Origin of the sequence: Parafrankia sp. EUN1f, assembly GCF_000177675.1 — a bacterium.
Taxonomy (GTDB): Bacteria; Actinomycetota; Actinomycetes; order Frankiales; family Frankiaceae; genus Parafrankia.
On record NZ_ADGX01000011.1, the window covers coordinates 43,063 to 64,980 of the forward strand.

General features: G+C 70.5%; 20 protein-coding genes. 2 read left to right on the top strand and 18 right to left on the bottom strand.

The window, feature by feature from the left end:
* Nucleotides 1-8: 8 nt before the first annotated feature.
* The 16 genes from FREUN1FDRAFT_RS39475 to FREUN1FDRAFT_RS04940 form a co-directional block, all read right to left on the bottom strand.
* Complete coding sequence (locus FREUN1FDRAFT_RS39475) at nucleotides 9-1,040, bottom strand: bifunctional 2-polyprenyl-6-hydroxyphenol methylase/3-demethylubiquinol 3-O-methyltransferase UbiG (RefSeq protein WP_006538844.1); 1,032 nt, start codon at nucleotides 1,038-1,040, stop codon at nucleotides 9-11.
* 65 nt (nucleotides 1,041-1,105) lie between these two features.
* On the bottom strand, nucleotides 1,106-2,629 hold the full coding sequence (locus FREUN1FDRAFT_RS04870; protein WP_006538845.1) for a lipopolysaccharide biosynthesis protein: 1,524 nt from the start codon (nucleotides 2,627-2,629) through the stop codon (nucleotides 1,106-1,108).
* Entirely contained in the window at nucleotides 2,626-4,272 is a 1,647-nt protein-coding gene (wzy, locus tag FREUN1FDRAFT_RS04875) for an O-antigen polysaccharide polymerase Wzy (protein WP_198144242.1), read from the bottom strand. The genes FREUN1FDRAFT_RS04870 and wzy overlap by 4 nt, the downstream gene beginning before the upstream one ends.
* Nucleotides 4,260-5,432 carry a glycosyltransferase gene (locus FREUN1FDRAFT_RS04880; protein ID WP_006538847.1) on the bottom strand — a complete coding sequence of 391 codons (1,173 nt, stop codon included), beginning with the start codon at nucleotides 5,430-5,432 and terminating at the stop codon, nucleotides 4,260-4,262. Before FREUN1FDRAFT_RS04880 ends, wzy begins: the two co-directional genes overlap by 13 nt.
* Nucleotides 5,429-5,677, bottom strand: a complete 249-nt coding sequence (locus FREUN1FDRAFT_RS42870; RefSeq protein ID WP_006538848.1) for a hypothetical protein — start codon at nucleotides 5,675-5,677, stop codon at nucleotides 5,429-5,431. Before FREUN1FDRAFT_RS42870 ends, FREUN1FDRAFT_RS04880 begins: the two co-directional genes overlap by 4 nt.
* A complete protein-coding gene (locus tag FREUN1FDRAFT_RS04890) occupies nucleotides 5,638-6,708 on the bottom strand; it encodes a glycosyltransferase (protein ID WP_006538849.1) in 1,071 nt (356 codons plus the stop codon). The genes FREUN1FDRAFT_RS42870 and FREUN1FDRAFT_RS04890 overlap by 40 nt, the downstream gene beginning before the upstream one ends.
* Before the next feature lie 140 nt (nucleotides 6,709-6,848).
* On the bottom strand, nucleotides 6,849-8,222 hold the full coding sequence (locus FREUN1FDRAFT_RS04895) for a choice-of-anchor P family protein (RefSeq protein WP_006538850.1): 1,374 nt from the start codon (nucleotides 8,220-8,222) through the stop codon (nucleotides 6,849-6,851).
* Nucleotides 8,223-8,465: 243 nt separating this feature from the next.
* Entirely contained in the window at nucleotides 8,466-9,110 is a 645-nt protein-coding gene (locus FREUN1FDRAFT_RS04900; RefSeq protein ID WP_232295050.1) for a NeuD/PglB/VioB family sugar acetyltransferase, read from the bottom strand.
* 190 nt (nucleotides 9,111-9,300) lie between these two features.
* On the bottom strand, nucleotides 9,301-10,008 hold the full coding sequence (locus tag FREUN1FDRAFT_RS04905) for a Protein-tyrosine phosphatase, low molecular weight (protein WP_006538852.1): 708 nt from the start codon (nucleotides 10,006-10,008) through the stop codon (nucleotides 9,301-9,303).
* 111 nt (nucleotides 10,009-10,119) lie between these two features.
* Nucleotides 10,120-12,156 (bottom strand): bifunctional diguanylate cyclase/phosphodiesterase, encoded by a 2,037-nt coding sequence (locus FREUN1FDRAFT_RS04910; RefSeq protein ID WP_006538853.1) that lies wholly within the window; start codon nucleotides 12,154-12,156, stop codon nucleotides 10,120-10,122.
* Nucleotides 12,157-12,703: 547 nt separating this feature from the next.
* Nucleotides 12,704-12,862 (bottom strand): hypothetical protein, encoded by a 159-nt coding sequence (locus FREUN1FDRAFT_RS44955; protein ID WP_006538854.1) that lies wholly within the window; start codon nucleotides 12,860-12,862, stop codon nucleotides 12,704-12,706.
* 99 nt (nucleotides 12,863-12,961) lie between these two features.
* Nucleotides 12,962-13,954 (bottom strand): class E sortase, encoded by a 993-nt coding sequence (locus FREUN1FDRAFT_RS04920; RefSeq protein ID WP_006538855.1) that lies wholly within the window; start codon nucleotides 13,952-13,954, stop codon nucleotides 12,962-12,964.
* Nucleotides 13,955-13,975: 21 nt separating this feature from the next.
* Complete coding sequence (locus FREUN1FDRAFT_RS04925) at nucleotides 13,976-14,749, bottom strand: energy-coupling factor ABC transporter ATP-binding protein (protein ID WP_006538856.1); 774 nt, start codon at nucleotides 14,747-14,749, stop codon at nucleotides 13,976-13,978.
* Nucleotides 14,750-14,790: 41 nt separating this feature from the next.
* The gene (gene cbiQ, locus FREUN1FDRAFT_RS04930; protein ID WP_006538857.1) at nucleotides 14,791-15,573 is read right to left on the bottom strand and encodes a cobalt ECF transporter T component CbiQ; all 783 of its coding nucleotides are present in this window, start codon (nucleotides 15,571-15,573) and stop codon (nucleotides 14,791-14,793) included.
* Between the two features lie 22 nt (nucleotides 15,574-15,595).
* Nucleotides 15,596-16,060, bottom strand: a complete 465-nt coding sequence (locus tag FREUN1FDRAFT_RS04935; protein WP_006538858.1) for a PDGLE domain-containing protein — start codon at nucleotides 16,058-16,060, stop codon at nucleotides 15,596-15,598.
* On the bottom strand, nucleotides 16,057-16,842 hold the full coding sequence (locus FREUN1FDRAFT_RS04940) for an energy-coupling factor ABC transporter permease (RefSeq protein ID WP_006538859.1): 786 nt from the start codon (nucleotides 16,840-16,842) through the stop codon (nucleotides 16,057-16,059). The genes FREUN1FDRAFT_RS04935 and FREUN1FDRAFT_RS04940 overlap by 4 nt, the downstream gene beginning before the upstream one ends.
* 437 nt (nucleotides 16,843-17,279) lie before the next feature.
* Between FREUN1FDRAFT_RS04940 and FREUN1FDRAFT_RS04945 the strand changes: the two genes are divergently transcribed.
* Nucleotides 17,280-18,257, top strand: a complete 978-nt coding sequence (locus FREUN1FDRAFT_RS04945) for a hypothetical protein (protein ID WP_006538860.1) — start codon at nucleotides 17,280-17,282, stop codon at nucleotides 18,255-18,257.
* 203 nt (nucleotides 18,258-18,460) lie between these two features.
* The gene (locus FREUN1FDRAFT_RS04950; RefSeq protein WP_006538861.1) at nucleotides 18,461-19,651 is read left to right on the top strand and encodes a glycosyltransferase family 4 protein; all 1,191 of its coding nucleotides are present in this window, start codon (nucleotides 18,461-18,463) and stop codon (nucleotides 19,649-19,651) included.
* On the opposite strand, the gene FREUN1FDRAFT_RS04955 is transcribed toward FREUN1FDRAFT_RS04950, so the two are convergent.
* On the bottom strand, nucleotides 19,652-20,518 hold the full coding sequence (locus tag FREUN1FDRAFT_RS04955; protein ID WP_232295052.1) for a bifunctional 2-polyprenyl-6-hydroxyphenol methylase/3-demethylubiquinol 3-O-methyltransferase UbiG: 867 nt from the start codon (nucleotides 20,516-20,518) through the stop codon (nucleotides 19,652-19,654).
* A 215-nt stretch (nucleotides 20,519-20,733) separates the two neighbouring features.
* Nucleotides 20,734-21,912 carry an RNA polymerase sigma factor gene (locus tag FREUN1FDRAFT_RS04960; protein WP_006538863.1) on the bottom strand — a complete coding sequence of 393 codons (1,179 nt, stop codon included), beginning with the start codon at nucleotides 21,910-21,912 and terminating at the stop codon, nucleotides 20,734-20,736.
* Nucleotides 21,913-21,918 lie beyond the last annotated feature (6 nt).

Genomic DNA, 21,918 nt, shown 5'->3' on the forward strand with positions numbered 1-21,918 from the left:
GATCCTCATCACCGGCCCGCCTCTCGGCCGCCGCCGCCCCGTTCCCCGCTGCCACGTTCCCCGTGCTGCTTCCCGCCCTGCTGTTCGCCTTCCGGACGGCGCGCGACCCAGATGCAGCTGGCCCCCCACCGGCGGAGCACGGGCAGTTTGTCGACGGTGAGGCCGAGCGGCCGGCTGATCGATCCCGGCAGCTGACCAAGCCACGGCATCGACCAGGTGGCGAGCGTGAGAAGGGTTCCGTGCAGCCTGACGTCCACCACCTCGAAGCCGAGGCCACGCAGAATCGCGGACATCTCCTCCGGTGCGAAGGCGTACTGGTAGAAGTCCTCCCATTCGTCCGGTTCCACGGCGGGAGCCACGTCCGGTCCGTTCTCAAAGAGATGTCGCCGGCGCTGCAGATATTCGTTCAGGCACGGCGTGGACACGATCGCGACCCCACCCGGCTTCAGGACACGGTAGGTCTCCGCGAGTATCCGCTCCGGGCCCTCCGCGAAGTGTTCGCACACCCCCGGTGAGTAGACGGCGTCGTAGCTGCCATCAGGGCAGTCGAGTTGTCGGACGTCCCCCGACCGCAGTGGCACATCGGGAAGCAGTGCGCGAATCCGGGCGAGCGTCTCCGGGGCCCAGTCGACGCCTTCCGCCGCGAAACCACGGGCCCGAGCCGCGACGGTGAAGTGCGCCAGGCCGCAGCCTGCTTCGAGGACCCGCCCGCCTGGAGCCGCCCAGGTCAGGAAGGTGGACCGCAGCTGATGAGGCAGGTGTCCGCGCCGGCTCCGGCGATACGACAGACCGATGTCCTGCCAGACGCCATCCCAGTAGGCCGCATCCGCCTGCGCCGAGAAGTAGGCGAGCCGGCCGCCGTGGGCTCCTGGCAGCCACACCACTCGGAATCCCCTGACCACCGAGGCCGCGCCCGGTCGGCGGACGCCGCGTCGCCGGATCCCGCTGGTGCCGGCGCCGGAAACGGCCCGGCCCGGCCCGCGGTCGATCTCACCCGGGTCGGCGGCACCGGATCGGACCGGGGTCCGTTGAGCTGGCATGGCGGGCTCCCCCTGTATGTGAGCTGGAATCGACGGCCGGCGCGACGCGACGGACGGAAATGTGGCTAGGTGGTGCCAGAAGGCTCCGGTCTGGTCGGCGCGAGACTCATCGGCTCGTCGCCGGTCCCCCGGGGCTCGCGGGGATCATGGGGCACGTGGGGATCATGGGGCACGTGGGGATCACGCGGCACGTGGGGATCGTGGGGATCGCGGGCCATCGCGGCTCTGGTCCACAGGCTGACGACCCCATAGGCGATCAGGCTCGCCCACGCCGCGCCCACCATGCCCGCCGCCGGAATCAGGATGACATCAGCGGCCGCGACCACGGCGAGACCGACCAGGCCCGCCGCGCCGCACGCCTTGGTCCGGCCCTGACCGCTCAGGACCCGGGCATCGATCTGGAAGGCCACCAACAGAAGCTCGGCGACCAGAAGCACCCGTAGCGGTGTGACCGCGCTCCGGTAGGCATCGCCGAAGAAGAACAGGACAAGGTGGTCCGCGGCGAGCCACATGAGCGCGGCGACCCCGGCCATCACCGCAAACACGCGAACCAGCTCGGCGAACACAGCTCGGGTGCCCATCGTGCCGCTGGCCACCCGGTAGCAGAGAACCTGGCCCCAGGAGGACGGGACAAGCCGGAGAACCTCACTCGCGGTCGCCGCAACGCTGTAGATGCCCACGGCCGACGTCCCCGACATCACCCCGATCAGGTACCGGTCGAGCCGGAACGTCATCGACATCGCGGTGTTCATGCCGAGCGCGGGAACGCCCGTCCGGATCAGCAGCGCGGACGCGGCACGATCCAGCTGGGGCCGGGTCACCAGACCCGCCCGCCGCAGGAGAAGGAACCCGGCGACGCACTGGAAGGCGCCCGCGACGACGGACACCGCGAGAACCGGAGCTACTCGCAGCGTCCCGGCCGATACCTGCAGCCCGACCAGGGCCGCCAGCTGCGCCAGGCAACCCGCCGTGTTGACGAGGGCCGAGGCGATCACCTGGCCGACCGCGTTCAACGTGTCGATCAGCTGGATGCTCAGCAATGTCGACACGGACAGCAGCCCGGTGAGCACCAGAATGCCGGGACCCCGCTCGGGCGCGTCCGCCAGCCAGAGGGTCGGCCCCACGATGCCGGCGGTAAGCAGGCACTGCGGCACCAGGAGCAGCAGGCTCAGCCCGAGTACGTGGTCGACCGAGACCCGCGGGTCCGTGCGCCCGAGGTAGTACCGAGCGGAGGTACCCGTACCCAGAGCGACGAACATCCCGGTGAGACCGGTGACCGTCAGGATCAGGACGAGCTCGCCCCGGCCCTCGACGTCCAGGGCGCGTGCGGTCATGACCGCGACGACCAGGTTCGTCAACGCAGCGCCCAGCGCCGCAGCGGAGACGGCGACAGCGGGGCCGGCGACGCCGGACGCCCGCGCCGCGGAGCGCCCGGCCCCACGCGAGACCGCCCGGTGGCGCCCGCTCGGGGAAGGTGGCTCGGGATGAACGTCGCCCCCGCCGGCAGCATCACCGGCAGCACCATCGATGGCGGAACCGTGCCCGGCAGGCAGAACAGTGCCGGCGCCGACCCGGCGCACCCCGCTCATCGGGAGGCCAGCGAGCGCAGACCGGTGCTCGTCCGCTGAGCCCCCCGCATCCTCCGCGACCCGGGCAACCCCTGCGGCCCGGGCAACCCCTGCGGCGCCAGTCTCGCTGGCGGCGCAGAGTCGTTCAGGCTGCCGGAGCCCACCCGCGGGACATCGCTCCACCGGCCGGGCGAGGCCTTGCGCCACCAGTGCCCGGCCGCTCGGACCGCGACCAGCACAACGGTGCCAACCAGGACCTGCATCGGCAGCGGGGTGAAGTCGTTGCGCACCCCGATCAGGAGCGGCACGAGGAGGACGCTGCAGGCCGCGTCGGTCCACCTCGACCGCCAGCCGTCGAGCCAGCCGCACAGCAGGCCGATCACGAAGAGGATGGCCACCACGCCGGGAACGCCGAAGTTGTAGTAGGCCTCGGCGATCGGAGAGCCACCGATCGGCCCGGATCGTTCCCGAATGACCGTGTTGAACAGCCGGTCATCGATCTCGGCCGGTGGCTGCGGGATTCCGAGCACGCGCCCTTCGATGATGCGGGCAAGCTGACCGGTGTAGGTCCGGCCGCCCGCCGCGGGTTCGCCGTACCCGTCTCGCCAGGCGACCGCCTCCGCTACGGGACGAAGCGACGCCCCCATCTCAGCCAGACCGTCGAGGGGTCCGAAGCCGATCTGGCTCAGCGTGACCTCGGCCAGGCCATGCTGACGGATGTCCCGAAGCGCCCCGACGGCACTCAGGAGGACGACTCCCGCCAGCAGCGCGGCCCCCATCCCGGTCCAGCGGCTTGGGCCACGGCCAGCGGCTTCAGCCGGCGGAAACGAGGGGACGTCGCCGGACCGGCGCATCATGTGAGCCACGGCGGCCGCAGCCACGGGGAACAGGATGGTCCCCCGCATACCCAGTGGCAACGCGATCAGCGCGAACAGCCCGAACATCAGGTAGCCCGCCCGTCGCAGCCGCCGCCCGCCATCGACGGTCAGCAGCATGAGGCCGAAACCCAGACCGAAATCCAGATAGGGAACCAGCGGATCGCGATATGCCAGGGCGATCAGGTCCTCGTACGATCCGAACAGCAGGCCGCTCCCGCCAGCCCGCCTGATCAGCAGGAGCATCAGGCTGATCGAGGCGGCGAGAACCGCGAATCCGACCACGCCGGTCGCAGCCGACCTCGTCGGCGGTGCAGGCATGTCGGCAGGCGTGTCCGTACCGGTCGACCGGTCGCGGTGCACCCGGCCAGTCGAGGAAGCAGGCAGGGACATTCCCACCGCGGCAGCTGCCACGCCGATCGCCGCGATCGTGAAAATCCGTCCTGTCGAGACGGACAGGATCCAGTCGAAACCGAGCTGCCCGTCGCTGGAGACCAGTGGGCGGTGCAGCGCGAGCGGCAGCGCGAGCCCGAAATGGAACAGGACCAGCAGTACGAGGTAGACCGCCGAACACGAGAGGACGCCCTGCGTCCGGGCCCGGACGCAGAGCGCGATGAGGCACCCGAGCACGCCGAAGGTCACCGCCGCGACCCCGGCCGGAGACAGTGCCGAGATCTCCTCCGAGAACGCCAGCAGTGCTGCGAGAATGCCGCCGGCGCCCAGCCGGAAGGCCAGCACGCGCGGGCTCGCGCCGAAACCGACGGGCACGCCGGTTGTCACTGATCCCACAGGCTGGTCATGCCGCGCCGCCACTGGTCCATCACGAACGGGGAGGAGGAGAACGCACGAAGTGCCTTTACACGCTGCGCCGACGTGGGCGGTGCGGCCAGCATGCCGGCCGCGGCCTCGGCCCAGGCCTCGGCGGCGCAACCTTGCGGCACCGTCGTCACGCCGTCGAGCAGGCGGCCGATCTCCACGACTCCGGGCAGGTCCGGAGCAAGCACCGGCGTGCCCACGGCGCAGGCCTCGAGGACGACGGTCGGCAGTCCCTCGTGCCGCGAGGTCAGCAGCAACAGGTCAGCACCAGCCATCAGGCCGGGGATGTCGAACGACTCGCCGGGCAGGTCGAAGGCGTCGGCGACCCCGCCGAGCTCGGCCCGGCGACGCAGCTCCGCCGACTCGCGTGCATCCTGGCGCCCGACGATGCGCAGCCGGGCCGGAACACCGCGCCGCCGCAACGCGATCAGAACGTCAACCGCGGCGCTCCGGTTCTTCACCGGGTCGGGCCGCCCGACGTGCACGATGGTGGGCCGCCACTCGGCCGCCGCCGTGGAAGCGACGGAGGCAGCGACGACTGTGGCGGCTGTGGAGGTGGTGACGAGCGCGCGCTCGAACGGTGCCGGGTCCAACCCGTTGTAAAGCACCCGGCAACGACGCTCCCGCTGCCAGTCCGACCGCCACAGGCTGGTCATCGTGGCCTCGGCGACCGCGACGAGGTCGGTGGCGCACCAGTCGATCAGCCGCCGCATCACCGCGCGCTGGACACGTCCTCGCAGGCTGGCACCGTGGCGGTCGCCGGTGCTGTGAAAGTGCGCCACCCGCAGCGGCACACCGGCGGCCCTCGCGATCAGCAGGACCGCTCCGGAGAAGGTGGCCACACACGAATGCACGACGTCGGGTCGCAGTGCGCGCAGCAGGCGGAGGAAACGCACCGGAAAGCCCAGGTCGAGGCGACAGGGGTGGACCGAGCCGCCCAGCGAACGGATCTCCCCCGCCAGGGCGCCGGGACGGCCGGTGAGGGTGACGAAGACGAACCTGTAGCGATCCGGGTCCAGATTGCGCATCAGGTCGACGGTGCGCAGTTCGGCGCCGGCCCGGTCCATGACGCCGAACACGTGCAGGACCGTACGGGGCCGCGGGCGCGCGGACGCCCGGTCCGCGACACTCATCGCCCGGGCCTGACGAACGGTTCGGCGGTTTCGCGGGGGCGGGCCCGGCGCTGCGCCGGCGTGGCGGCCGCCGCGGTGACTTCTCGCAGCGTCTGATGAAAGGAGAGGATGACCGGTCGGATCGTCTCGAAGGAGTGCTCCCGCGCGGTTGCGAGGTTGCGCTCGGAGGCGGCGCGGTACCGGGCCGGGCTCGCGATCAGCTCGCTCAGCGTCTCCGCGAGCCGCCTGGGATCATCCGGCGGCACGAGGTCGCTCGGCGGCAGGAACTCGACCACGCCCCCACCGCGGACGCGACCGCGGGCAGCGCCCGGGCAGCGGCCTCGGCCAGGACCCGCGGAAGGCCCTCGGTTCGGGACGGGAGCACGAACACATCCGCGTCGTCGAGCGCCGCTCGGACCTGCGCACGGCTGCCAAGCCAGCGGATGAAGCGCACGTCCCCGCCGAGGCCGCGGGCCACCGCCCGCCGCACGATCTCGTCGTGATGCCGGCCGTCACCGACGATGGTCGCCATCACCGGGAGGCCGTTGGACCGCATCAGCGCCACCGCGTCGACGAGGACGTCATGCCCCTTGTACACACGTTCCTGCGAACCGATCGTCAGAAGGCGGACCGGTCGGCCGGGGCGCGAGTGCCCGGGCCCGGTCGTCCCCCACTCGCCGGGGGCTCGGCGGGGTAGCGGAACGAAGTCCTCGTCCTCCAGCAGCGACCCAGGGCAGCTCATCATCGGCACGCCGGGGCGGGCCGGGTACCTGCTCTGCAGGACATTCCGCGTGACATAGCTGACGGCGTCGGCGCTGCGGCACTGGCAGGCGAGCAACTGGCCGGCGAGCAGCGCGGCAGGGCGGTGGTCAGCGAGCACCTCGGCCACGTCTCCGACGACCTCGAGCCCGAACGGAACCCGCCGGCGCCGGAGCTCACTCAACAGAACCGTGCCGACCAGGCCGGGAACCCGCGCGACGAAGGCGGTGTCCGCGGCGGGACCGTGGAGTTCGGCGACCGCTCGACGCAGCGCGCCGCGCAGCGCGGGCCAGCGGCGTGCGTAGGCCGCGACGCCCTGGAACGTCGGCAGCGGCAGCACGCGGACGCCGGCGCCCTCCACGGGGATGCCGTCCTGGTCGCCGGCCGCGCCGCGGGCCACCCGGGCGGCGAGCAGCACTTCGTCGAAGACACCGAGATAGCTGGCCCAGGTCGGGTAACCGGCGGCGGGGTTCGGCGTCAGCACACGGCCGTCCTCGTTCTGCTGCAACCTTGCTTCGGTGGCGACAACGATCCGCATGGTCTCCCTCAGCCCAACCCTCGAACGAATTCGGCCACTCATCGTACTCATAGCGATGCAGATAGCGACACAGCCCGACCCGTGTCGCGGGGTCCCCACAACTGCCGCCGCGGGGACCCCGGATCACCTCAGTGGAGACGTCAGGTCAGGCAGGCAACCGCATCCTTCTGGTCGGAACAGACCTTGTTGAGCAGGTCGATCTGGTCAACCTGCGCCGACAGCCCGATCGGATCGTCGGAGACGGCGTAGATGTTCGCCACGCTCACCTGGATGACCGAGTAGGCGGGCAGCGTCCCGCCGGGGTAGAGCACGGGACCGGTCAGCACGAGCTCGAGCGCCCGAACACTCAGCGACGTGGCGTCGGAGATCTGCCGGTTGACGAACAGCACGCCGACCCCCGGGATGGGAATCTCGGTACCCGGGTCAAGTGGCCCGACGTACGGCACACCGGCGATCGCCAGATCAGCGATGTTCGTACCGGTCGAGTCGAACGTCGTGGAGCTGCCGTCGTAGTGCGCGTTGGCCTTCGCCGTGACCGCACCCGCGGTCACCAGACCGCCGAGCAGGCTCACCCCCGCGATGGTGCTCGTGGTGGAGCCCGATGAATCCGGGCTTCCGACCGTGGCCTCACCGGTCTCCGTGATCGCGCCGACCGTGATCACCCCCGGGATGTTGATCCCGAGCGAGGTGTCGGTCGAGGTCCCGCCCGTGCAGGGCACGCCCGTCGCGGCCAGAGGTCCGACGGTGAGCGGTCCCGCGGACACCAGGTTGCTGTAGGCGACCCCGGAGATGATCACCGGCAGCGGCGGCCGGAAGAACGAGTGGGAGTAACCGATCGTGATCGAGGTTCCCGCGAGCGGCCCCAGGGTGATGTCGAGCGAGAGTCCGATCGTGACGAGACCGGCGTTGCCCGGGACGGGGATCTGCCGGTTGACCACCAGCGAGCCGACTCCCGGGATGGCGATCCCGGTGTTCGGCGCGACCACCCCGTTCAGGATGGTGATGCCGCTGAGCTTGAGGTCCGTCACCGTCACAGAACCCGTCGAGGTGACCGTCCCGTCGGCCGCACTCGTCGCCGTCGTGGTGATGTCAATCGCGTCGGCGGAGATCAGGGGAAGGAGGGGGGTACCGAGCAGGTCCAGGCCGAGGAGCTGGCTGGTCGAGGTACCGGTCTGCACCGGCCCGACAGCGAGCGTCGACACGGTGTTGGTGCTCGCTCCCGCGCTCAACGAGAGTCCCGGGATGGACACCGCGCCGCCGTTCGAGCGGCTCACCCCACTGGCTGTCGTGCATCCGAGGCCCTCGGGGAAGGTGGCCCCGGAGTCGATCACGCCACCGACCGTCACCTGGGTCGAGTAGGCGAGCTGGTCGTACATGGCAGGGGGGGACGCCGCCGTGGCGCTCCCTCCGGTCAGAACGATCGTGCCACCCGCGACCGCGGCGGCGACGATCCCACTGACGGACCGGGCGAGCCTGAACCTCCCGCCACGGCATCTCACTTGCACTTCGCGCATCTAGTCACTCCATTCGACGTCGTCAAGTCGATCAGACATCAACGGAGAGTGACGTTAGCTGTGCTTACGCTGAGTAGCGGCTCGCCCCGCCGACGCAAGCTCGGGATCGGATCGCACCGGCGCGCCGGTCAGGACCGGCAGGAAGGAGGGGCGGGAAGGAGGGGCGGCGCCCGCGCGGGTTCAGCTCCAGCACGTCGGCGCTGTTCGACGAAGCCGCGGCACTGGAGGCCCAACCCGCAGCGATCAGTACCAGCCGAGCTGTGGCACGGGCGGCCGGTGGTGAGCGGGAACCCCGACGGCCATCACCTCGGCGGGAAGCTCCCGGATCACGACCGCACCGGCGCCGACAACCGCGCCGGCCCCGACTGTGAGCCCCTGCCGGACAACCGCACCACTCCCGATTGTCGCCCCGTCCCCTATCACCGCGGCGCCACTGATCCGAGCACCGGGAGCAAGCGTGGTGTAGTCACCGAGCCGGCAGTCGTGCCCGACCGTCGCCGCGATATTGACGTGAGCGTGGCGGCCGGTCAGCACATTGGACGTGATGCTGGCAAACCCGCACACCACACTGCCAGGCCCCAGGGTGACCCGCCGGCCGACCATGGCGGCCGGGTGCACGAGGGTCGCCGGTACACGGCCCCAGCCGGTGGCAGCACGATCGATCGCCCGCCGCGCGTACGGGGAGCCGATCCCCAGCACATACCTGGCATCCAGCTCGGCGAGGAGGCTCACCGGCCCCAGATGACGGACTCCGTAGGTCGCGAGGAGGTCGAGATCGGGCTCACCGTCGTCGAGTACGCCGAGAATGTCGTAAGTCGGCTCGACCTCGTTCACAGCCTCGACGACCTCCAGCAACTCCCGGCCGTGCCCACCCGCACCTACGATCACCAGCGCATCCATACCGCAACCAGCTCTCTCTTCGCATACCCGAAAAACATCGAATATTTTCCGGAGGCTACTTGCTGCGAGAGTAGCCGATACCTCTCCGCACCTGGCCGCAATCAACCGGTACGGTGCGCGTCGACACCCGCCCGGCCGCGCCACACCTATGCGCTTACTTCAATCTCTGTTGCAACGGTTATTCATTTTTCCGGTCCTCGGTCAGCCGCCCCGGACCGAGGCAGCAGCAGGCTCGTAAGCACGTGTTCCACCGACCTGACCGCCGCGTCGATGATGCCGCGCAGTCGCGGAAGGTCTCCAGGTTTCCACCGAGCGGATCGGCGATGTCGTCATGTTCCGGAGCAGACGGACGCGTCATGCCACGCGCTGCCGCCGCGGCGTCCGTCAGCGCCATCCCCGCCACCCGCAGGTGCTCCGGCTGGATCCCGAGCTCCGGCTCGAGCGAGGCCAGGCGACCATCGGCCAAGGCCCAATCCGCCAGCCGCGCGAACTCGCGCAGGGTGAATGATCTGCGGACCGCCCGCGGTGCCAGCGTGACGACGTCCGCACGATGTTGACGCGTCGCACAGAGAACGAGGTCCGCCCGCTCCGCCATCGCGGTGGTCACCTGCCGTGCACGGAACCCGGCATCGTCCACGCCGTGTTCGTCCAGCGCCGCCGACGCGAGCGGGTGCATGGGTTCACCCACGCAGGCTTGGACTCCCGCGCTGCTCACCACTGCCGCGCAGGCGAGTGGCTCACGCAGCCCGACCCGCGCCATCAGCCGGGTCAGCCGGGCGACGGCCAGCCGCTCCGCGACCGGGGACCGGCAGATGTTGCCGGTACAGACCATGAGCACCGACCAGCTCGCCCGATCCGGCACGGCTTCCAGATGTCCAACCGCCATCCGCCCTCCACAACCTGCCCGCCCGACGCCTGCCCATCCACGGCGCCACGGCATGGCCTGGTGGCCAGGCCCACCTCCCGCGAGGCCTGGCCACCAGGTGCGCCGTTTCCGCTAGCCCGTCAGCCGATCCTCGTGCACCAGCTGGCCGGACAGGCGTCGCCCTCCCGTGTCGACGCGCTGTGAGCCGCGATGTGCCCGCGATCGTGGTGAAGGGCCGCGCACGCCGATCTTCAACGGCGCGGTGTTCGGTGGAACCGGCGTGCCGGTCAGATCGGATCCGCCTGCCATCGGGGCTACCGCTGCGGTCGCCGTGAGCGAGGTTGCCTCGGGAACGGGCTGCGGGAACACACCGGCGCCCGGCGCCCCGGATGTCACCTTGATCGGCCCTGTCATCGCCGGCTCGCCCACCTGCGGCGGCCGCCGGAGACGGTCATCCCATTCCTTCAGCCAGCTCAGCACCCGCTCCCCCGTCATCGGGCGGGAGACGAAATAACCCTGCGCCTCGTCGCACTGCCAGGCGGCGAGTGAGGCCCACGAGCGCGACGTCTCGACGCCCTCGGCCACGATGCGCAGGCTCAGGGCGTGTGCGAGGGAGACGGTGGATCGGACGATCTCCGCCGCGGAGGGGTCCCGATCGATGTCACGCAGAAAGCGCTGGTCGAGCTTCACCTCGTCGGCCGGGAGCTCGAGCAGATAGGCAAGGGAGCACAGCCCGGTGCCGTAGTCGTCGAGGCTGACCCGCACACCGTGGTCACGCAGGCCCGCGAGCGTCCGCTGCGCCTTCTCCAGAACCGTGATGAGCCCGTCCTCGGTGACCTCGACGACCAGGGCCGACGGGGGCAGGCCATGGAGCTCCAGCTCCCCGCGTACCAGGTCGACGAATCCTGGGTCGACGATGACCGAGGCCGGCACGTTCACCGACACCGCGAGCGTGGCCCCGGCCGCGCGCCACCGAACACAGTCGGTGAGCGCCAGGTCGAGGACACGCCGGGTCAGCAGCTCCATCAGACCCGCCCGCTCCATCTCGGGCAGGAAGAGGTCCGGCGGCCGGAGGCCTCCGGTGGGATGCCGCCAGCGCACCAGGGCCTCGACTCCGCTGATCCGCCCGCTGCGCATGTCGACCTTGGGCTGGTAACGCAGCTCGATCTGGCCCTTGTCCAGCGCTTCACGCAGATCCGCGCGCAGCCCCAGGCTCGCCCGACTCCCCAGCTGGCAGTCGGGAGCGTAGACGCGTTGGCCGCTGTGGGTGCCCTTCGCCGTGTACATGGCTTCTTCTGCTCGCCGCATAAGCTCGAGCACGTTCCGCCCGTGTTCCGGGAAATGGGCGATACCCACGCTCACCTCCGCCTGCACGCGCAGGTCGTCGAGGCTGACCGGTGTCCGCAGTGCCTCCCTGATTCGCCGCGCCACCCCCTCCGCGTCGGGGAGGTCGACTCCGCGCAGCAGTGCCGCGAACTCGTCACCGTCCACGCGCGCCAGCAGATCGTCGGCGCCCAGAACCTGCTGGAGCCGGTCGCTGACGGACCGAAGCAGTCGGTCACCGTTCTCATGACCGAGTGTTCCGTTGATATCCCGCAGGCGATCAAGGTCAACGAGGATGAGTGCGGCGGGAGCTGCGCCGCCGGCCCGATGCCCCCCTCCCAGCCACTGGCCGGCGGTCTTCAGGAAATGCCGGCGGCCCGGCAGGCCGGTGAGGCCGTCCACGCCGCGCCGGCGCCGGCCGAGCAGCGCGGCCGCTCGGCCGCTGACGCCCAGCACCGGCAGACCGACGGCAAGCGTCGTCGCCAGGGAGGAGGCCAGGATCGCTGGCAGAGTCGACCCGCCGCGGCAGAGCGACCAGACCACGATGGAGACCAGAAGGACCGGGGCGAGGACGAGTGCGGCGGCGGCCCGATGCGCCGATCCGGGCGCGACGGAACGCCGGGCAGCCATCGGTCGGGCGGAAGCGGCGCCGCCGGAGCACGGTGCCGGGTCCGACGGCGGCGTCGACGCTCCCGCCCGCACCGGGCCGGGCGCCTCCACGCCGCCGGGCACCACGTTTCCCCCCGGACCGGAACAGGCCGTCTCGCCCTCGCCTGCGCCGGCCGTGTCGACTCCTGTCAGCGCAGCGCACGCCGACGGCCCGGACGAATGGTTGTGCTCACCCACCAGGTTTCGTTCCGCCGGCGCGTGCGTCGCCGGCGCTTCCGCCGCTGCCGCTGCCGGTACCGGTACCGGTACACCGGCAGGACCCGCCGGCAGCCGGCGCGGCACGGTACGCCGCCTGATCGTGCGGTCCACCCGCGCCGAGGTCACCACCGACGCTCACCTGGTGAACCGCTCAGAGAAAAGTCTTGCCTGACCATACGATTTGCCCCCGAAGTCGAACCTGCTCCGTTAGGAACGGACTCCCCACGCCTGCCCTGTTGTAGCGGCAGCCTGCGCCTGGTTCGCTCGCCCCCGCGGTACGTGCGGGTCACCCGCACGAGTTGGCAGGTTATCGGACCCCGGGATTCTTGGCCCGGCCGCAAGGGCTACTAGCCCCGCCGTTCACTCATCGGAAGACATCACGGGACAAGATTCCCTGACGAACGGCAAACGTTCGACGCTTCAACGGCATGATCCTGCCACTTGTGATCTGCGTGTGGTCCGACCGTGGAACCCGCCAGGGAAAGCTCGCGTGCCACAGCGAGCAACACACCGGCGCGTTCCCCGCCTAGTCCCCGACGGTTACGCTCGTAGCGGGCAGATACGACTCGACCAGCGGGAAGACCAGGAAAAGGAGAATCGCGACAACGGCGAGCGCGAGAAGCACCGCGAGCGGGATCCGCACCTGCCTCGGCCCGGGGAGGTGTCTGAATATCCAGCTGTACATGAGTCATTCCCCTAAGGCGATTCGCACCGATCGTGGTCGGCACGGGCAGTGATCCAGGGGTCACCTCCAAGGCCGAGGAGGAGCCCAGGGCTGAGCTGGCTACCCGCCCGTCAGTTCGGGAGGCGGCCCATCACTCTTGTCTCTCGTCTCATCGAGCTCCGCGAAGACGATGAGTCGGCTCTTCGCGGAGAAGCGCGGATGGCAGGTCGTCAGCGTCATCCGCGCCTTGGTGGGGGCCTCCCCCAGATGCCCTGGTACGGGGTAGGTCACGTCCAGCCGGTGGGGGTCGACGATCTCCGATCTCGTGACCCGGTAGGTGAAATACCTGTCGGCGACCTCGACCACGATGGGGTCCCCCACCTTGAGCTCGTCGACCCGGCTGAAGGGCTTGCCATAGGTCGTGCGGTGTCCCGAGACGACGAAGTTCCCGATCTCGCCAGGCATGGCCGAGCCCGGGAAGTGCCCTGGTCCGCGGCGCAGGTCCGCCGTCGACACGCCCTCCACGACGACCGGCGCGTAGTCCGTTCCGAAGCGCGGCACCCGTAGCACGGCGATCCCGTCGCCGAGCTCGACGGGCGGCACGGATGGCCGCTTCCTCGGATCCGCACCGCCGCCCCGCGCCGGCTTCGGGACGGCATGCTGGGCCCAGGCTGTGGTCAGATCGTGGCGGATCTGATCCTGCGTTCGAGCAGCGAAGATGTCAGTGATCCACAGCTGGTAGCACAGGAAGAGAACCACGATGACACCACAGGTGATCATCAGCTCGCCGGCGCCCCGGGCGAGATGGCCGCCAAGAGATCGCACCGTCCGATCCCGCAGCGGGTCCGCTGCCGGCAGCTCCGGGGCGGCGTATCCACGTCCTCGCGCCCGCGCCGGACCATATGCCGGTGCCAGACCCTGGGCCGGCACCGCGGCAACAGGTGGATTCCGCGGATCCGGGCCGCCCATCAGGTCGTCGAGGCTGTCGAGGCCGTCGAGCTCGCCCCGGGCATCGACTTCTCCCCGGTCAGCCCCGGCCAGGTCGGCCGGTGAGGCCGGCGCCGACAGTGAACTGCCCGGTTCCTTGCCCTCGCCCGGAGTCCCAGCAGCCATGCTGCAACCCTAAGCCATGAATCAACTACTCTCCGCGATGGCGTGGCGCGGGTTGAACCCGAAGGGCAACTCCAGTCGGTGCGACGTCATCAACGGCTCGTCACTCAGCAGGGTGGCCGTCGCGCCATCCGCGACGATCATTCCCTGGTCGAGGATGACCGAGCGCGGGCACAGTTGCAGCGCGTAGGGCAGATCGTGGGTGACCATGATGAGGGTGAGGTCCAGGCCCTGGAGGACCTCCGCGAGCTCGCGGCGACCGGCCGGATCAAGATTGGCCGATGGCTCGTCGAGGACAAGAACCTCCGGCCGCATGGCGAGCACCGTCGCCACCGCGGCGCGGCGCCGCTCTCCCAGGCTGAGGTGATGCGGTGCCCGCTCGGCGTACTCCGCCAGACCGACAGCCCGCAGCGCCTCGGCCACCCGACCCGACAGCTCCGCGCCTCGAAGGCCCAGATTCGCGGGGCCGAACGCGACGTCCTGACCCACCGTCGGCATGAAGAGCTGGTCGTCGGGGTCCTGGAAGACCAGGCCGACCCGGCGCCGGATCTCCGGCATGTTCGCCTTCGCGACGGGCATCCCGCCGATGCGAAGCGTGCCCGCGCCAGCCGCCAGAATGCCGTTGAGATGCAGCATGAGCGTCGTCTTGCCTGCACCGTTCGGCCCGAGCACCGCGATCCGCTCACCGCGGGCGACCGTGAGGTCGACCCCGAAGAGCACCTGCCGCCCGTCGGGGTAGGCGAAGGCGAGGCCCTCGATCTCCACCGCGGGGCGTCCCGCGTCCGCGGCGGCGGTCACGGACGCAGCCTCGGCGGCCGAAGCCGACGTGGACCTGGACGTCACGACACCACACCGAGATCGAGGCTCCGGCCGGCGACGGCGACCGCGACACCGAGGACGACCAGAGCACTGGCCGTCGCCCACTGGCCCGGTCGCGGCGACACGGTCGGCATCGCGGCGGGCATCGTGCCCGAGTAGCCGCGGGCGAGCATCGCCAGGTGAACCCGCTCGCCCCGCTCGTACGAACGGATGAACAGGGTGCCGAGCGACGCCGCGAGCACGCCGGTCGCTCGCAGTGAGCGCGGCTCGTGCCCGCGCGAACGGCGAGCCACGCCCATCCGACGCATCTGATCCACGACGAGGCCCGAATAGCGGATCATGAAAGACGCGACCGCGATGATCACGGGCGGCAGCCGGAGTCGCTCAAGCCCGACCAGAAGATCATTTGCCGGCGTGGTCGCGGCGAGCACGATAACGGTCATCAATCCGAGCGTAGCCCGCGCGAGCAGGCCGAACGCCTGTTCCAACCCAGGCCGTGAGAGCCCGAGCCCGAGCAGCTCGACCCGTGGGCCGGGAACGACGAACGGAAGTGCCGCCGCGAAGGCGAGAAACGGGATCTCAACCGCGAGCCGGCGGATCACGAACAGCGGCCGCAGCCGCGCCAGCGCACAGAGCGAGGCCAGCACCAGCAGGTGCACCCCGAAAGCCCAGCCGGCGGTGATCGGGGTGACCACCACGCAGATCACGTAGCCGAAGGCTGCGACGATCTTGCACTGCGCCGGCATGCTCCGCAGAAAGCCCCGTCCGGGCTGATACGGATCGAGCAGATGCGCGCCACCCATCGCGGTCGCCGCTACCACTCACTCAGGCGAGCGGAGCGCCACCGGCTCCGGCCCCCGGGCCGGCTCCGGTACGCTCCGCCGCCTGATCACGCTCCGAGGCCGCGGAAGCAGAACGCGGCCGTAGCCGAGTGACTCCCCAGAAGACGGCGCCAAACACGACGAAGGCGATCGACACCCCGATGACGCCGGCCAGGCCGCCGGCGAGACGCTCGTTGTCGATCCCGGACACCGCGTAGCCGGCGAGTGGCCAGTCCGCGAACGAATGGTCCTTCTCCTGGTAGATGAAGCCCTTGTCGGCCGCGACCTTCTCCAGGCCGTCCGGGCTCGAGCTGGCGAAGCCGGACACGAATCCAGCCAGGACGAACGCAACAAACAGGCCGAGGCCGACAAAGACCTTGTTGTGTCGCTCAGGGCGCGCGGCGACGCGCCGCACCGTCGGCTCGGTCAGGGTGGAGGACGTCGCATCCGCGGCGGCCGACCTGGTCATGAAGGATTGCTCCCATCCCCGATTCGATCCGACGAGCCGTCAGCACCGGCGGGCGCGAGGGCGGGCGGGCGACCCGACAGGCCGGTGGCGCCGACGACGGCGGGTTCGCGGCGGCGGACCGTCAGCTCCTGCTTTCCGAGCAGGTCGCGAGCGCCGTACACGAGGTCCGGCCGGGTATTCAGGACCAGGCTGAGCGTTGCCGCGGTGATCGCCGCCTCGCCGATCCCGATCAGGCAGTGCACGCCGAGCATCGCACCGGCGACGCCATCCAGGGGAAGGTCGACCGTGCCACCCACGGCGAACTCCACGACGAAGGCGCCGGCGGCCAGTGGCACCGTCACGAAGGCGGCGATGACCGATGCGGCGATCACCGACGAGGCACGACGCGGCAGCAGGCGTCGGGCCAGGGTGAACAGCCCGTATCCTCCCATCGCACCGACGAGCGCCATGTTGGTGATGTTGAGCCCGAGCGCGGTCAGCCCTCCGTCCGCGAACAGTGACTGCACACCGAGCACCACCGCCAGCGCGATCGCTCCCAGCCACGGGCCGACCAGAACCGCCGCGAGAGTGCCGCCGAGCAGATGCCCGCTGGTTCCCATCGCCACCGGGAAGTTGAGCATCTGGGCCGCGAACACGAATGCGGCGACCAGACCGGCGAGCGGTGTGAGCTGGTCCGTGTTCTCCTCACCCGCCCGTTTCACGGCGTAACCGATACCCGCGACCGCCACCACACCGAACGCGGCGGAGGTTGAAGCATCGATGAACCCATCCGGGATATGCATGGTCTCCCCTCTCGCCGGGTCTCCGGCCCGTCTGCGGCACAGATCGCCCCATCGGATGCTAAGAATACGCACTTGCGAGTGATTTGCAGATAGAAACCACAGACCGATGCCCAGCGAGACTCCGGCCGACGCCCGGCCCACCCTCACTCGGGATCGAGCCTCGCGGGGCTACGCTTCGACACCAGAAGTTACTCTGGGTTACTTGATAGATATCATTTGCATTCACTCCGCGGGGTTCGGCGACCACCACGGGGTTTGCGCCCAAGAGGAGCACAGGTGGAGATCTCTGCATGCTCGGCGGAGCCGGCGGAGCCGGCGATCCTCCTCCCGAGATGCCAGGCCGCCCGCCCCGAGCGACGCAGGGCCCGGCACCGACCCGGGCTCCGGCGCCCGGCAACCCCCAGCGCGCCCGCCGCGGGCCCGCGTGAGGTGCAGCCATGAAGACCGTCGCGGTGATCGTGCACCGAGGTCCGACGGAGCCGACACTCGATCTCGCGACCCGCCTTGACGTCTCCACTCATCTCGACCAGGTCACGGTGATCGCCAACGACCGCGCCGAACGGCCCTCCGGGCTGCCGGCCAGCGTCGGCTGGCTCGTTCCCCCCCGTGACCTCGGGCGGGGCGGAGCCTTCCGGTACGCCGTCGAGACGATACCCGCGGCTGCCGCCTACCTACTGGTCGAGAACAACGTGCGCATCGACGACCCGACCATCGGGGCCTGCCTGGAACTGCTGGCCGGCGCGAACATCGGGATCGTGGCCCCCACCCTCGTGGATGACGCCACGGCGCCGACCACGCCGGCGCGCCCGACCCGGTTCCTCGTCCTGCCCCGGATCCTCGGGAACGCCCCCGGCGACCGGCCCAGCGAGGCCAACTGGGTGACCGGCGCGGCGATGTTCGTCAAGGCCGAATGCCATCAGCGGATTCCGATGGACGGTCGCTACTTCCTGGGCCTGGAGGACGTCGACTTCTGCCATCGCGTCCGCGACGCCGGCTGGAGTGTCGTGATCAGCCCCTGGCCGGCGCGGCGCCACGGCGCGGGCCCCGTGCCCGCCGCTGCCTACGGCTACTACGAGGTACGCAACCGCCTCTGGTACACCCGGATCCGCCGCTGGCACGGTCGCACTGCCGCGGCACTGCTCTGGACCGTCCTCGCGACACTTCCGCGCGCCACGGTGCTCAGGCCACCGGGAGCCGACGGATCGCACCCTGGCCGGCTCGTCCTGCACGGTCTGCTGGACGGCCTCGGTCCTGTCCCCCCGAGCGGTGACCCACGGCTGGATGAGCCGCGAGTCACCCGGTGGACGACCTGGGCCCCAGCGCCGCCTCGCACGGCGGACGCACCGGCCGCACAGCCGTCGACGTCTCCGGCCCGGCGTCGGCACGAGCCGCCGCTCGGCCAGTCTGAACGGTGAGGAAGGGCCGCAGAGCCCACGGCGCCCCGCCACATGCGGCCACAGGGAGCCCTTCGAAGCGAAGGCGCGAACACCCACGCGGAGTCGGACACGGCCACGCATCAACGGAACTACGGAAAGACTCTCTACTATCACGTTCCGTGCTCCCCTCTCGCCGCTCACTGACCAGGCCGGCCGCCCCCGCAGAACCCGCCGCCGCATCCGTGCCCACGCCGACCTCCGCGCCCACGCCCGCGCCGCGGGTACTCCTGCTGAGACCGGCGAAGGCACGCCCGGACGCCGCGCGGCAGCTTGCCGCTGTCGTCGCGGGCCTTCAGGCCGGCGGCGCAGAGGTCACGCAGCTCACGCCGGCCGGGCCGGACGACCAGCAGGCACGGACCGAGCCGGCCGGGCGGCGCGGATCACCTGACCAGCCGGCCCGACAGGGCCTCGACCTGGCGGGCCGCTGCCGCTCGGCATGGGAGACCGCGGCACACGCACGGGCGCTGGGCCCGCTGGACAGCGTCGTGGTGGGGCAGGTGGACCTGGCGCTGACCGGCATCGTCACCGCCAGACTCACCGGCGCCAGCCGGGTACCGGTGCTCTTCCACGGCGTCGACATGTGGACGATGCGGCGCCACCTGCGTCTTCTGCTGCGCCACGACCCGCTGCTCTGCCCGGTGACGACAAGCTCGTTCGGCGCGGGAGCGCTGTCTCCGACCAGGATGGGCGCGGTCATTCCACCTGGTCTGGACCATCGTTGGCGGGAGGCTCTCCTCACCGAGGCCGCCCGGCGGCGCCCACTGCCCCCGGTGCCGACGGTGCTCACCGTCTTCCCCCTCGACGAGTGGGAGGCCAAGGGCCTTCCGACCCTGGTGGACGCCCTGGACACGCTGCACGCACCGGCGGCGGACGAAGCGTCGGAAGGTGCCGGCGGGGCGGTGGGACCGGTGCGGCTCGTGATCGCGGGAGCCGGTCCGGCCCCAGGCGCACTACATGCCCTGATCGCCGGGCGGGAGCACACGGACCTGTTCGAGGATCCCAGCGACGAGGAACTGGCCCGGCTGTATGCGACAGCCGACCTTTTCGCCCTGTGCACGAGAACCCGTACCAGGTCGCCGGTGAGCGGCGAGTCGCACCCGACCGCCCTGCTCGAGGCGCAGCTCGCGGGCTGCGCCGTCATCGGTCCGGCGCAGGGCGGCTCCCGGGACGCCTACCAACGGGGTGTCACCGGCTGGACTCCGGCGGACGAGTCCAGCCCAGCCCTGGCGCGGGTGCTGGCCGACCTGCTCGCCGACCGCGCACGGCTGGCCCGCGCCGGACGGCTTGCCAGCGACTGGGCGCGTGCGGGCACCGACCCCGACGATCACAGCCAGGCCGTGTTCGCCGCGCTGCTGGGCCGTCAGCGCAGCTGATCAGCCTCGGGCCGCGGGTTGCGATGCCCGCTGCGGCGGCGGGGATTGCGTCGCCACCGCGGTGATCCGGTCTGATCCGCCGATCCGGTCGTAGCGGCGGATCGCGACCAGCAGACAGTTCTGCGCCGCGGCGCTCTCCGCCACCGCACGCTGCGGACCGCTCTCGACAGCCAGGGCGTGCAGGGCGTGGAGCAGGACGCTCCCGAAGCCGGCCTGCTCCACCAGCCCGACCAGATGATCCGCCTGCCGAGGATGGCAGTGCGGGGACCCACGCCGCGATCCACGCGAGTGCGCGAGCCTGGACTGCCCCACCGCGAGCGTGGACTGCCCCACGGGCTCGGCAGCCTGACCATGACCAGGCCCGGGGATGTCCGCGCGCACACAGGTGCGCAGGACGAGGCATCCGCCGGGGCGCAGGCTCGCCCACACCAGGTCCAGCAGGTCGGTCAGCTCGCCGTCGCCCATCCAGGTCGCGACATCGAGGGAGACGGCGATGTCCACCCGCCGCCCGGATCCGAAGAAGTCCTGGGGAGTCCGGTAGTCGATGTTGATCGCCGGGTTCAGGATCCGTGCGCAGGCGAGAACCCCACGAGAGACGTCGAGCGCCGTCACGGACCAGACCCGCCCGGCCACCGCGCGGGTGAGGTAGCCGGGACCGCAGCCGACATCGAGCAGGTCCTGCTCGGGTGCCAGGTACGGCTCAAGCACATCCCGGACGAACATCTCGAGCGAGACGCGGCTGCGGTGCGCCGCGCTGCCCAGGCCGTGACCACGGAAGCTCAGGCCGCGGCCGTGGAAATAGTGCGGCGCCAGCCCCAGCAGCCGCAGCGCGAGGCCTGGCCGCCACGACGACGGAGTCAGAGCCAACAGCCCACGGACCCATCGCGCGCCCAGAAAGGTGCGACCTCCGGTCGCTGCAAGCACGAGCCAGCGGAGAAAGGACACGCGTGGGCACGAGGACACGCAACCGTCAGGGAGCCCGGGAACCGCAGATCCTTCCGGACTGCCTGACCGCTGCGTCACAGGGTCCGACCCTTACAGGACGGAAACCCTAAGTCAACGAACGACTACAACGAGTTCGACTACTCCAGGTAGTCGCGCAGCTTCTGCGACCGCGAGGGATGACGCAGCTTGGACAGCGTCTTGGACTCGATCTGCCGGATGCGCTCGCGGGTCACCCCGAACTCGCGACCCACCTCCTCCAGCGTCCGCGGATGGCCGTCCGTCAGGCCGAACCGGAGCTGGATCACCTTCTTCTCCCGGTCGGAGAGAGTGTGCAGTACCGAGTCGAGCTGCTCCTGCAGGAGGATGAAGCTGGCCGCGTCCACCGGGACGACCGCGTCGCAGTCCTCGATGAAGTCGCCGAGGTGAGAGTCCTCCTCCTCACCGATCGGCGTCTCCAGCGAGACCGGCTCCTGGGAGACCTTCAGGATCTCCCGGACCTTGTCCGGCGTGAGGTCCATCTCCTTGGCGATCTCCTCCGGGCTCGGCTCCCGGCCGAGATCCTGGAGGAGCTGCCGCTGGATGCGGATCAGCTTGTTGATCGTCTCGACCATGTGCACCGGGATACGGATCGTCCGGGCCTGGTCCGCGATGGCGCGGGTGATGGCCTGCCGGATCCACCAGGTGGCGTAGGTGGAGAACTTGTAGCCCTTGGTGTAGTCGAACTTCTCGACCGCCCGGATGAGACCGAGGTTGCCCTCCTGGATCAGGTCCAGGAAGAGCATGCCGCGCCCGACATAGCGCTTGGCGATCGAGACGACGAGCCTCAGGTTCGCCTCGACGAGCTTCCGCTTGGCGATCTGCCCGTCCCGCTCGATGGCCTCCAGGTCCCGGCGCATCTGCGGGGAGGTCTTCTTCGTCGCCACCGCGAGCTTCTCGGAGGCGAACAGGCCCGCCTCGATCCGCTTGGCGAGGTCGACCTCCTCCTCCGCGGTGAGCAGCGGGACCTTGCCGATCTCCTTGAGGTACATCCGTACCGGGTCGGAGGTCGGGGCCTTGAGCGCGAGCTCCTCCTCCTCGCGACGCCGACGGGCCAGCAGATCCGCCTCGTCGGCGTTCTCGCCCCCGGCCTCGAGCACCTCGATGCCCTCGTCGTTGAGCACCTGCAGGACCGTCTCGGCCTGCTCAGGGGGCAACTCGGCCGCCTGGATCGCGACCGTGACGTCCTCAGTGGTGAGGAAACCGATCTCCTTGCCACGGGTGATGAGGTCCTTGACCTCGTCCACCTGGGCCTCGCGGGGTAGGACGGTAGGACTCATGGGCGG